A 13,177-nucleotide genomic window follows, 5' to 3' on the forward strand; every position below is an offset into this window, starting at 1 on the left:
TTTCGAAATAATCGAAACCGGTTTCGATTATCATATAAGCATAAAAAAGGAGCTGGATGAAATGACAAAGGCACGCACAGTGGTAACTGCCAGGGATACGGGAGAACGCTTAAGCCCCAGAGAGGCGATCGTATTCAGAGCCCGCACAACCAAAGAGCACGCAGATGTGCAATTGCAGCCGGAGCAGGAGTTTCAGCAAATGCTTGGTTTTGGGGGCGCTTTCACGGAGGCGGCGGCCTATACCTTGTCCCGGATGAGCCCCGGGAAGCGGGCGGAGGTCATCCGGAAGTATTTTCACCCTGAAGAAGGATTGAACTACAGCATGGGGCGTGTGCATATCCACAGCTGCGATTTTGCGCTCGGAAATTATACCTATGTGCAGGAGGGAGATACGGAGCTTGCGACTTTTGATATTTCCCATGACCACAAGTGGGTGCTTCCGCTGATCAAAGATGCGATGGAGGTGCGAGGCGGCCCCTTCACGATGCTGGCTTCCCCCTGGAGCCCCCCGGCCTGGATGAAGACCAATGGGGAGATGAACAACGGCGGTTCGCTGAAGCCGGAGTACGCAGCAGTCTGGGCGCGGTATTATACCAAATTCATTGAGGCCTACCGCAAGGAAGGCATTCCGGTCTGGGCTGTCTCCGTGCAGAATGAGCCGGCAGCCGTACAGACCTGGGATTCCTGTATATACAGTGCGGAAGAGGAACGGGATTTTGTCAAAAACCATCTGGGCCCTGTGATGCATGAGGCGGGATTGGCAGATGTGAACATCGTTATCTGGGACCACAACCGCGATATCATGGTCGAACGCGCCTCTACCGTGTTGTCCGACCCGGAAGCTGCCCGGTATGTATGGGGTACAGGCATTCACTGGTACGGCGGCGAGGAATTCGATAAGGTGGCCAAGGTGCATGAGCTTTTCCCGGATAAGCATCTGCTGTTCACAGAAGGCTGCCAGGAGGGTGGTGTGCGTCTGGGCGAATGGTTCACGGGTGAACGCTATGGACGGAATATGATTGGTGACCTAAATGCCTGGACCGAAGGTTACCTGGACTGGAATCTGGTGCTCGACGAGACCGGAGGACCAAATCATGTGGGCAATCTCTGCGATGCTCCGGTGATTGCTGATACCACTTCCGATGAGGTGCATTACAACAGCTCGTATTATTACATTGGGCATTTCAGCAAATTCATTGTTCCCGGCGCTGTGCGCATTGGCCTGGATTCAGCCGCCGAAGACGTTCTGGCTACTGCATTCCGCAATCCGGACGGCAGCTTCGCCGTTGTCCTCATGAACGAGGGGGAAGAGATGCGCAGCGTGACTCTGGGGCTTGGCGATGAGCTGGCCGCATGCGAGCTGCCGCCGCACTCCATTGCAACACATCTCATTTTTTCATAATGCGTTCATCGCTGCAGTTTAATTTGAAGGAGGCAAATGTATGAGCCAATATTATTTTGATTCCGGCAACTTTGTGATTGAGCAGTTTCATGAGGGCAAGCCATTCGCGAGCTTTCTGCCCGGGCTGGCCGGACTGAAGGGCATTCCGATGTGGACCTTTTATGTGAACCGGGGCCAGGGAATTTCCAGCTTCGGGGTACGCGACAAAAACTCACCGATTATGGAGTTTTCACCGGCAAATATTTCTTACAAGAACGTAGCTTCGTCCGGCTTCCGTACATTCATCAAGATAAAGGGTACTCCGGAAATATATGAGCCGTTCCAGTCGGCACGGCCTGATTCCGATGCAAAACGCAAGATGACGATTCTTCCAAACGGGCTGAGGATTGAGGAATCCCATACGGGCTACGGATTAAAAACAACCGTCCACTATTTCAATCTGCCGAATGACGACTATGCGGCGTTGGTCCGGCGCGTAGAAATCGAAAATATTAGCGGCGGCGAGCTTGAACTGGAGCTTCTGGACGGTCTGCCGGAGATTTTGCCGTACGGTGTAGAAAACAGCGGGTACAAGGAGATCGGCAACCTGCTGCGCAGCTGGATGGAAGTATATAATCTGGACAACGGTATTCCGTTCTACAAGCTGCGCTCCAGCACCAATGATGATGCGCAGGTCAGCGAAATCCGAAGCGGGCATTTCTATCTGTCCTTCACAGCAGAAGGAGAGCGGCTGGCACCGGTTGTGGACTTTGAGACGGTGTTTGGGGGCAATACTTCCCTAGGTTTTCCGGAGCGTTTTGCTGGTCTGCAGCTTGCAGAACTGCTGGCACAGCCCCAGTATCCCGTCAACAAGGTTCCCTGCGGCTTCAGCGGCACGGCGCGGACGCTCACTCCGGGCAGCAGGCTGACATTGAATACCATCATTGGGCATGTGAACGACATCGATAAAATCAACCGGAAAGCGGCAGCCCTCTGCCGCGATGAATACATTACGTCCAAAGCCCGGGAAGCGGCCAGCCTGACCGACGAGCTGACGGCGGATATTGCTACCCGCACCGCTTCGCCAATATTTGATGCGTACTGCCGGCAGTCCTATCTGGATAATTTCCTGCGCGGCGGCTATCCGTTTATTTTCGACAATGGAGGAGAAGGCTTTGTCGTGCACCTGTTCTCGCGCAAGCACGGCGACATGGAGCGTGACTACAACTTTTTCTCGCTGGCACCGGAGTATTACTCGCAGGGCAACGGGAATTTCCGCGATATGAACCAGAACCGGCGCAATGATGTCTTCTTCAATCCCCGGGTCGGCAGCTTCAACATCAAAATGTTTTACAGCCTGATTCAGGCGGATGGCTACAATCCGCTGAGTGTACAGGGGACCACCTTTGAAATTCTGCCGGGCAAGTCGCCGCAGCTTGCGGAGTGGATTCGCGGGTCGGCTGCCGATCATCAGGAGGAGCTGATGAAGCTCTGCGCGGGCCGTTTCACTCCCGGACGCCTGATCAATTATATTGCCGACCATGATGTTACATTAAAGGCGAGTGAGCAGGATTTTCTGAGCGGGGTACTGGCCTTATCGCAGCAGAACATTGAGGCCGCCTTCGGAGAAGGATTCTGGTCGGATCACTGGACCTACAACCTCGATCTGGTGGAGGGCTATCTGGATATTTTTCCGGAATGCAGACAGGAGCTGCTCTTCGGAGATGAGAGTTATGCGTTCTATGACAGCCCGGCCTATGTACTGCCGCGCAGCGAGAAATATGTGCTGAGTGATGGCAGAGTACGTCAATATGGTGCTCTTCTGGAGGATGAGGAGAAGCTGCATCTGCTGAAGCGAAAGGCTTCGGAGACGCACTGGCTCCGTACCCAAGGCGGAAATGGAGACATCTACCGTACCAGCCTGTTCGTGAAGATGCTGTCGCTGGCCTTGAACAAATTTGCCACATTGGACCCTTATGGCATGGGCGTGGAGATGGAGGGCAACAAGCCGGGCTGGAATGACGCTATGAACGGACTGCCGGGGTTATTCGGTTCAGGGATGAGCGAGACGTTTGAGCTGAAGCGGATGATCGTCTTTTTGCTGGAGGTTCTGGAGAGCAATGTGCAGGGGACTGGAACTTCGGGATTAGCCGCCAAGCTTCCTGCGGAAATGTCCCTGCTGCTGGAGCAGGTACACAGTGCGACAACCGCTGTTCTGGCAGGAGAGCTTGCGCAGTTTGATTACTGGAATACCGTATCGTCCGCACGTGAGTCCTATCGGGAGCGTATCCGCTTTGGTATCACCGGGGAAGAGCGGCAGGTACCCCTTGCAGTGATTCTTGAGGCGCTGGGCAAATTCTTGCGCAAGATCGATATCGGGATTAATCTTGCAGTCGAACTGGGGGGCGGTCTGACCCCGACCTATTTCCGCTTTGAGGCTACGCGGTTTCAGGCGGTGACCGACGAGGCCGGCCAGCCGGTAATCAGCGGTTATGGTCTGCCCAAGGCGGTGGTGGAAGCGTTCGAAGCCTTCCCGCTGCCGTACTTTCTGGAGGGGCCGGCCCGCTGGCTGAAAACGCTGGACAATGAGGGCGAGGCCCGGGATATTTATAACCGGATCAAGCAAACGGAGCTGTATGATCCGGTTACGTCGATGTACCGCACATCGGTCTCTTTGGATAAGGAGTCCAATGAAATCGGACGCATGCGCGCGTTCACGCCGGGCTGGCTGGAGCGGGAGTCCAACTTCCTGCACATGTCCTACAAATATTTGCTGGAGCTGCTGAAGGCGGGGCTCTATGAGGAATTCTACGGGGAATTGAGAACCTCGCTCATCCCTTTCCTCGACCCTGCAGTATATGGACGGAGTACCCTGGAGAACTCATCCTTCATTGCCACGGGCGGCAATCCCGATCCGGGCACGCACGGAAGGGGCTTCGTCGCCAGACTTAGCGGTTCCACCGCAGAGTTCCTGAGCATGTGGCGGACGATGATGGCCGGAAGCCGCATGTTCTCGGTGGTAGACGGGGAACTGGCCTTATCTTTTGCCCCGGCGCTTCCGGGCTGGCTGTTTGATGAGCAGGCGGAAGTATCCTTCACTTTCCTGGGAAAGACGCGGGTGACCTATCACAATCCACGCCATCTGAACACCTTCGGTGAGGGAGGGGCTTCCATCCGGAGCCTGGCGTTGACCTACCGTGACGGCACCGTGAGCCGGATCTCCGGTTCGCTGCTGCGCGGTACGGAGGCCGAGGCGCTGCGCCGGGGCGATATCATCGAAATCCGGGCGGTGCTGGAGTAACGGACCCACCCAGGCTTGAAAAACGGGCTGTAAACTTAGTTAAACTGCATTGAGCAGAAGCAATGAGCAGAAGCAATGAGTAGAAGTAGTGAGTAGAAGTAATGAGTAGAAGTAATAAATGGTAGAAATACAGTAGTATGAGCAGTAACTATATAAGCTGAGTTTAAGAATGATTGCATGCTGAATGGTGAGATTCCTTGTAGACCAAGGGTTTCGCCATTACAGCAAGTTAGGCTCTTAAGTTTAATCTATATAGTTTCAGTAACTGGCTAGCAATAATGGTTAATACAAGGAACCGGCAGGAATCGCAAGGAACCTAAGGAACCTAAGGAACCTAAGGAACCTAAGGAACCGCAAAGAACCACTGACGCCAGTGCTCCATTAGAAGAACGGCTCCTTGTTCAATGGAGGATTCTAGGTGGAATTTCTACAACTAATTAGTCCAAATCAGCCGCACAGCAACGTTTAGTTGGATTTCCTCCACCTAATCCGGGCAGCATCGGCTATTTTCGCTCAAACTGTCCGGATTAAGTATCCTTTCTCCAACATACCATGATCTGCTAGTCGTTTCACTCAGGTTAGTGTTACTTTTTCCAATTAAGCAGGCTGGTAAGTAAGAGGCCATCATAGCAACTGAAGCAGCCTTAGCCACCAGCCACCACTGAATCCTAGAACGGCGAGGTGGCCAAGGCTCAGGGTGGACAGTGAAGGCGAAGAGAGGCTGAACAGGCCTCTCCTTGCCCCTCACTCCGCCTGATTTTCTATTTTCATTTGAACTTTGAAACCCACTTAAGGGTGAAGCAGCGGAGGGGAAGTTTGGAACTGGAGGAGCGCTAGCGCCCGCCTTTATGTCTGGATTTCTACCGCGAGCAGCGGTTTCAATCAAAGAAATCCAAACATAACAGCGGCCGGAAGTCCAAACATTCCCCGCAGTTGCGCCCGACCCTTAATCCAGGCTTCACCTTCAAATCATATAGCCGAAAAATCAGCCCCCAAATACGAAATCTGGACCCTTACAGCCCCATCCGAAAATCGATACAATAAACACATGGAACTGTAAGCGCTTCATATAAATACAGACAGATAGATTTTGGAGGCCATAGGATGGATAACAAAAGAAGCACCCAAGTAAATCAGGCGATGCAGCCGCTTCTTTCGCCAAAAATCGAAACCGGTTCAGGTCGAAAAAGCTCGCTTTGGAGGAGATTGCTGGTCCAGCGCCATTTACAGACAATGGCCCTGCTCGGCGTGGTCTGGATGATTATTTTCAACTACATTCCAATGTACGGGCTGATTATTTCCTTCAAGGATTACAACATTGTGAAATCCATAGCTGAAGCCCCCTGGGTGGGGTTGACGCATTTCCGGGAGTTCATGGATGACGAGGATCTGGTCAATGTCATCAAGAATACACTGGGCATCAGTTTGATCAAGCTGCTGATCGGTTTCCCGCTTCCGATTATTTTCGCTCTGTTTCTGAACGAGGTCCGTTCCTTAAGGTACAAAAAAACGATTCAGACCATTTCGTATCTGCCGCATTTTCTCTCCTGGGTGGTACTGGGCGGCATTCTGGCAACATGGCTTGCGGATGTGGGAATTGTGAACAACATTCTACTGTCGCTGCATCTGATTGATCAGCCGATTACCTATCTCGCCGAGCCCAGCTATTTCTGGACGATTATCATTTCCTCCGACATCTGGAAGGAGCTTGGCTGGTCCGCAATCATCTACCTGGCAGCCATCTCCGGGGTCTCTCCGGAAATGTATGAAGCAGCGACGATTGACGGAGCCGGACGATTCCAGAAAATGTGGTTTGTCACGCTGCCGGCGATTAAATCGACAATCAGCATTCTTTTCATCCTGGCAGTCAGCGGTGTGCTGAACTCCAACTTTGACCAGATTCTGGTGTTGCGCAATTCGCTCAATGACAGCGCCAGCAACGTAATCGACTATTACATCTACTATACAGGTATAGTCTCCAACCGCTTCTCCTACTCTGCGGCGGTCACCCTGATCAAGGCGGTCATTGCACTGATTCTACTGCTAATTGCCAATCAGGTATCCAAAAAAATCAACGATACGTCGCTGTTCTAGACAAGGAGGACTTAACCAATGTTTGCTCTCAAACGCAAGACGATGGGCGAAGCCCTATTCGATATCGTCAACAATCTGATTATGCTGTGTGTATGCTTCCTGACGCTCTACCCGATCTGGTACGTGCTGATCAATGCCTTCAATGATGGAAATGATGCGATGCTGGGCGGGATTTACTGGTGGCCGCGCATGTTCAGCCTGAAGAATTTCGACGCGGTGTTCGCGAGTCCAGGCATTATGCAGGCCATGGGAATTACGGTTGCCAAAACGGTGCTCGGCGTGCTGGTGCATGTGTTCTTCACGGCGATGGTAGCCTACGCGTTATCCCGCAAAGGGCTGATTGGCGGCAAATTGTATATCCTGCTGGGCACGATTACATTGTTCTTCAACGGTGGTCTCATCCCGACCTTTCTGCTGAACCGGGACCTGCATCTGCTGGATAACTTCATGGTCTACATCATTCCGGTGATGTTCAGCTTCTTCGATCTCATTATCTTCATGACCTTCTTCCGGGAAATTCCCGAGGGTCTTGAGGAGGCGGCACGGATAGACGGTGCCAACGACTGGTCCATCTTCCTGCGGGTCGTGCTTCCGGTATCCATGCCAGTCATCGCCACGATTGCCCTCTTCCATGGTGTGTACCAGTGGAATGATTATTTTGCCGGGATCATCTATGTGAATAATCCGGACCTGCAGCCGATCCAGACTTACCTGTTCCGGGTGGTGGCGCAGTCCAGCTCCAGCCAGATGATGGTGGCCGTGCAGGGCAGCAGTGTTACCAAAAGCGTGACTTCCCAGTCTATCAAGCTGGCCACAATGGTGGTCACCACGCTGCCGATTGTGTTCGTCTATCCGTTCCTGCAGCGCTACTTCGTAAAGGGCATGATGATCGGTTCGATCAAGGGCTAAGGCTTGTCTTCAAGCCAACCCAACCCAAGCGATCAAGCCACAAAGGTAACTCCTCCGGCACCCGGCACATGATGGGTTATGGAGTTGAGCTTATAATTTACTACAATTTCAGAAAAGGGGTAAATAAGCATGGGCATGAAACGCAAGCCGAAAGCAATGGTGCTGCTGCTCTTGGGGCTGATGCTGGCATTCTCGGCAACAGGCTGTTCAAGTGGCAATAATGCCGGAAACAATGGCAAGGATAACGCGGGGGCTGCTACAAATGCGGCAGAGGCCACCAAAGCACCGGCAGAACCGGCGGCGTCAGCGGTCTCGGCGGATGAGCCGGGCTGGAAAAGCGACACCTCACCAATCACGTTCGACTGGTATCTGAATTTCGCCTGGTTTCCGAATAAATGGGGCGTAGACCCTACCTCCAAATATGTAACGAAAAAGACGGGTGTAAATATCAACTTCATTGTTCCCGCAGGGAATGAGAATGAGAAGCTCAACACCCTGATTGCTTCCGGCAAGCTGCCTGACTTCATTACACTGGGCTTCTGGGAAGATGCGGTCAAGACGATGATCGAGGGCAATCTGGTGCTTCCGCTAAACAAGCTGGCCGAAGAATATGACCCGTACTTCTTCAAGGTATCCGATGCCGACAAGCTAGGCTGGTACACACAACCGGACGGCAATGTATACGGCTATCCTAACTCCTCCTCTTCACCTGCTGACTATAAAAAATACGGCAAAAACTATGTCTCCAACCAGACATTTGTCGTCCGCAAGGATATTTATGAAGCCATCGGTAGCCCGGATATGCGCACACCGGAGGGCTTCCTGAATGCACTGAAGCTGGCGAAGGAGAAATACCCTGAGATTAACGGCCAGCCGATTATTCCGCTCGGTCTGCATGAGTTCACTGAGACTGGCAACGACTCGCTGGAAGGTTATATTCAGAACTTCCTGAACATCCCGTGGGAAAAGGACGGCAAGGTCTATGACCGTGAAACCGATCCTGAATATGTACGCTGGATGAAGACGCTCCGCCAGGCCAACCAGGACGGACTTTTGTCCAAGGACATTTTCATTGACAAGCGCGCTCAAATGGAAGAAAAGATTGCGCAAGGCCGCTATTTCGCCATGCTCTATCAACGTACCGACTTTGCTCCTCAGCTCGGTACCATCTATCAGAAGAATCCGGAACAAACCTATATCGCTGTAGAAGGACCTGCGAACACCAAGATGGACCCTCCGGCACTGAACGGGCCGGGGATCTCGGGCTGGACAGTAACCCTGATCTCCAAGGATGTGAAGGATAAAGCCCGGGCGATTAAATTCCTCAGCTACCTGAACAGTGAAGAAGGCAACAAGGATCTTTTCCTGGGTGAAAAAGGGGTCAGCTATGATACCATTGACGGTAAAGACCAATTTCTGCCGGAAGCCTTTGACTTAATGAATAAGGACCGTGCGGCCTTCGATAAGAAGTACGGATCTTCTTTCACCTTCTGGATGATGCAAAATACAAATATTACGGACCAATGGGCTCCAAAATCCGTTGAACCGTTCAAGCAGCTGGAAGACTGGACCCGCGGCAAAGCGGTTAACACTTCCGAATTCCAGCAGATTGATCCTACGGGCAACTCGCCTGAAGGCATTATCGCCACCAAGCTCAAAAACCTTCGTGGCAAAACGCTGCCGAAGCTGTTGATGGCTTCCTCTGATGCGGAGTTCGATAAGCTCTGGAGTGAGTATCTGGCGAAGAAGGAAAAAGAAGGTCAGGCGACCTTTGACGCATACCGTCAGACGAAATACGAAGAAAATAAGAAAAAGCTTGGAATGTAACTCACTATACTACTGCCCAATTGCCCGCTGACTGCGGGCTTTTGGGTTATTTTCTTCTAATCTGCGGCCTTAGAGGCGAGGTGTACAGGATACAGGTGAACATGCACAAACGAACCGGGGCATTATGGAGCTCCTTCAGCTATTGGTGGGGACGAAGATCGCTGCAAAGCCGGCTGGTGGCGGCCTATATTTTTATTATTCTGGGTCCCTGCCTGCTGGTGTCCTTCTATTCCTATAGAGCAATCAATAATACGTATGTCCGCGATGCTGTGGACAAAAACAGCTATTTGCTACAAATGGAAAAGACGCATATCCTCAATCAGATCGAAGCCATGGAACGGGCCGCACAGATGGCTTATTCCGATAAGGTGATCCGGAATTATCTGCTCAATGAGAGCGATCCTTCACTCGGAGAACTGATTGATTTCAATACGACCACTTTTGTGAATTTGAACCGGATTCAATTCAATAATCCCAATATTGAGCATCTGCGGCTGTATTCGCGGAGCAAGGAGGTGCACGAGATCTGGCCGATTATTTTTCGGGAGGAACGGGTGTCCATGGAGCCATGGTATCAGCAAGCATTGAAGCTGCAGGGGCAGGAGCTATGGTCTTTTCAGAAGAATGATCCGGATCCCATGCAGCGCTATACAGGCCAGGCACCGGAGGGACAGCCCAAGGTTTCTTTGCTGAGGGAGATCAGTATTCCGGCCGGCCATCATGTCGGCATGATTCAGGTGGATATGCTGCTCAGCCGCTTCACGCCGAAAACCTATACCGATGTGCGCGACAACCAGTCGCAGATGTTCATCACGGGGGATGGGCTGCAGCTGTTTACGCGGGCGGACAACTCTTTTGAGGAGGATAACCCAAAGCTGAACATAGCGATTACCGAACGCTTGCGGCAGTATGCGGAAACCGGGGAGTGGGATGTCCACTACAAGGAGAACGGTAACTCCTTTCTGCTGGTTCACACCCCGCTTACGCAGATTGGCGCTTCATTGCTGAATGTAGTGTCGATGGAGAATGTCATGAAGGATATTTCGCATACCCGGAATCTGATTATCGGGCTCAATATTGGTTTTATTGTTCTGGTTACGGCTATTGCCTACGTGCTGAATGCCTTTATTCTGAAGAATCTGCGCCGCTTGACGGAGACGATGAAACGGGTGCGCAGAGGGGAGGCGTACACGGGCATCAGCATCCGTGGAGGCGGGGAGGTCGGGGAACTGGCGCATCATTTCTCCAAGCTGATGAATACAATCAATACACTGGTTGCCCAGGCCGTGAACAAGGAGGCACTCTCCAAAGAAGCGGAGCTGCGGACCCTGCATAACCAGATCGATGCCCATTTTCTCTACAATACGCTGGAAAATATTAAAATGCTGGCAGAGATTGAGAATCAGCGGGGCATCTCCGATGCTCTGACCTCGCTCGGCGGCATGATGCGCTACAATTTCAAATGGTCCGGTGAATATGTGAAGCTGCGGGATGAAATCCGTCATATCGAGAATTACATCGAAGTGATGAATATCCGGTTTGAGCATCCCATCACGCTGGAGCTTTCGATTGCACCCTCCTATCTGGAGCTGGAGGTGCTGAAGATGTCCCTGCAGCCGATCGTGGAGAACAGCGTGAAGCATGCCTGGTCAGCCGGAGCGGAGGAGCTTCAAGACCGTTCCATCCGTATCCAGATTTCAGAGGCGGACGGGGAAATCCTCATTGCGATCCGCGATAACGGGTTTGGGCTGTCTCCGGAGCGGTTGACGGAGCTGCATACCTCGATTTATGCCAAGGAGGAGCCGGGTATGGCTGCTTCCGGGTCCGCAGCAGGCGGTTACAGAGGCGGCGGCATAGGACTGCGGAATGTGCACCAGCGGCTGCAGCTGTTCTACGGGGAAGCCTACGGGCTGGAAGTGAAGAGTCAAGCGGGGGAATGGACGACGGTGTTCATGACGCTGCCTAAAGTTCTTTTGACGGGGGATAGACAGATATGAAGAAGCTGCTGATTATAGATGATGAAAAGATGATCCGCCAGGGTCTGCAGGCCATGATTGAGCGGGAATACCCGTCCTGTTACAGCATCGCGCTCGCGGGGAACGGTGCAGAAGCGCTGGCACTGTATCAGCAGGAGCGCAGGGATATTATTATTACCGATATCCGCATGCCGGTGATGGATGGGATTACTTTGCTGGAGCGGCTGTCCGCTGAGGCGGAGCCTGGCCGTGAAGGACCTGCGGTCGTGATTCTGAGTGGCTACGATGATTTCGAATATGCCAAAAGTGCGATCCGCTACCGCGTCAAGGACTACCTGCTGAAGCCGATAAGACGCGAGGAGCTGTTCGGGATTCTGGAGCAGATCAGCAGAGAGTGTCTGGAGCAGGAGTCCAATTCCCGGAGACTTGCACAGGAGACGGAGGGCTACCGCCAGGAGCTGCGTACTGCCCGCCTGCGCGGACTGCTCATGCAGGAGCCTGTGGAGCCGTCACCCGAGCAGCAACAGGAGCTGGAACAGCTGCCTGTTCCTTTTACAGTGGGCGTGCTGAATTTCTATTACAAAGACGGGGCCCGGATGAAACCGGACGAAGTTCAGGGACTGATTGAACGGATGGGCGGACCGCTGGCCGGGCCGTTTGCTGAAATTCTGACGGATTGGGAAGGGAAGCTGGTCCTGATCGGAGCCGGCAAGGAGGCATTCCTGGAGCTGGCCCGGCAGGCAGAGGCAAGAGAACTGACGGGTCTGCTCATCGGTATCAGCGGTGAAACCCGGAATCCGGCAGACTTCCGCACCGCGTACAAAGAAGCTTGCCGCGCGCTGCAGTATACGTTCCTGCCACCGCAGGCCAGCTTCATAGATTACGCAGATCTGCGCGAAGGACGGCTGCGTTTTCCATCGCCGGAGGAGGAGCTGCGCAAGCTGCTGAACATGCTCGGCACGGACCGTGAGAAGGAAATCAGAAGCCTGCTGGGGGCGATTTTTCAACTGGATCATTTGCAGCATCTGGATCTGGCGTATCTGGAACAGGTGGGCCGCAGTATGAACGAACGGGTGCTTGATGAGGTATTCCGGCTGCACGGGGAGGCCTCCGTTGAAGTGCTCAAGCTGTACCGTACGGTGGGCAATCTGTATAATTTCCGCCATTTTCACGACTATTACCGGACACTGGAACATTTGCTCATTACGGTGAACGATTATATCATAGGAATTAAGTCTGCCCATACGGAGCATGCCGACATGGAGGAGGCACTCGCCTATATTGAAGCGAATTATGCCCGCCCGCTGAATATGGCGATGGTGAGTAACCATGTGTCGCTTAACTATTCTTATTTCAGTGAGGCCTTCAAGGCCTATACCGGAGAGAGCTTTGTGCTGTATCTCAAAAGAGTCCGGATCCGCCATGCCAAGGCGCTGCTCTCTGAGAACCGCATCAAGCTGGCCGGTGTCTCCGAAGCCGTCGGCTTCGAGAACAGCAAGCAGTTCGCCCGTGTGTTCAAGGAGCTGGAGGGCATCTCGCCAGGCGAATACCGCGCCAAGCTTCTGCTGGAGCGGTATTCCGGGCGTCTGGGGGATAAGGAATCGTAAGAAGGCGGAGAGGCAGGGGCACTGCTCTTTTTGTTAGTTGGAATTTGTTTAACTAATTTAGTGATTTTGTGCTCTTTTTTCG

At 52.8% G+C, this 13,177-nt stretch carries 7 protein-coding genes; all 7 read left to right on the forward strand.

The window, feature by feature from the left end; genetic code table 11:
* Nucleotides 1-61: 61 nt before the first annotated feature.
* The 7 genes from A3844_RS13695 (at nucleotide 62) to A3844_RS13725 (ending at nucleotide 13,095) form a co-directional block, all read left to right on the forward strand.
* Entirely contained in the window at nucleotides 62-1,402 is a 1,341-nt protein-coding gene (locus A3844_RS13695) for a glycoside hydrolase family 30 protein (RefSeq protein WP_074107671.1), read from the forward strand.
* 40 nt (nucleotides 1,403-1,442) lie between these two features.
* Nucleotides 1,443-4,682: a cellobiose phosphorylase gene (locus A3844_RS13700; RefSeq protein ID WP_074107672.1), complete on the forward strand. Its 3,240-nt coding sequence runs from the start codon at nucleotides 1,443-1,445 to the stop codon at nucleotides 4,680-4,682.
* A 1,140-nt stretch (nucleotides 4,683-5,822) separates the two neighbouring features.
* Nucleotides 5,823-6,776 (forward strand): ABC transporter permease, encoded by a 954-nt coding sequence (locus tag A3844_RS13705; protein ID WP_074086884.1) that lies wholly within the window; start codon nucleotides 5,823-5,825, stop codon nucleotides 6,774-6,776.
* A gap of 18 nt (nucleotides 6,777-6,794) precedes the next feature.
* A complete protein-coding gene (locus A3844_RS13710) occupies nucleotides 6,795-7,685 on the forward strand; it encodes a carbohydrate ABC transporter permease (RefSeq protein WP_074107673.1) in 891 nt (296 codons plus the stop codon).
* A 129-nt stretch (nucleotides 7,686-7,814) separates the two neighbouring features.
* Entirely contained in the window at nucleotides 7,815-9,512 is a 1,698-nt protein-coding gene (locus tag A3844_RS13715; RefSeq protein WP_074086707.1) for a type 2 periplasmic-binding domain-containing protein, read from the forward strand.
* A 101-nt stretch (nucleotides 9,513-9,613) separates the two neighbouring features.
* Entirely contained in the window at nucleotides 9,614-11,509 is a 1,896-nt protein-coding gene (locus A3844_RS13720; protein WP_074086708.1) for a sensor histidine kinase, read from the forward strand.
* Nucleotides 11,506-13,095 carry a response regulator gene (locus tag A3844_RS13725; protein ID WP_074107674.1) on the forward strand — a complete coding sequence of 530 codons (1,590 nt, stop codon included), beginning with the start codon at nucleotides 11,506-11,508 and terminating at the stop codon, nucleotides 13,093-13,095. The genes A3844_RS13720 and A3844_RS13725 overlap by 4 nt, the downstream gene beginning before the upstream one ends.
* Nucleotides 13,096-13,177: the final 82 nt, after the last annotated feature.

It is taken from the genome of Paenibacillus helianthi (assembly GCF_001909055.1).
Taxonomy (GTDB): Bacteria; Bacillota; Bacilli; order Paenibacillales; family Paenibacillaceae; genus Paenibacillus_AQ; species Paenibacillus_AQ helianthi.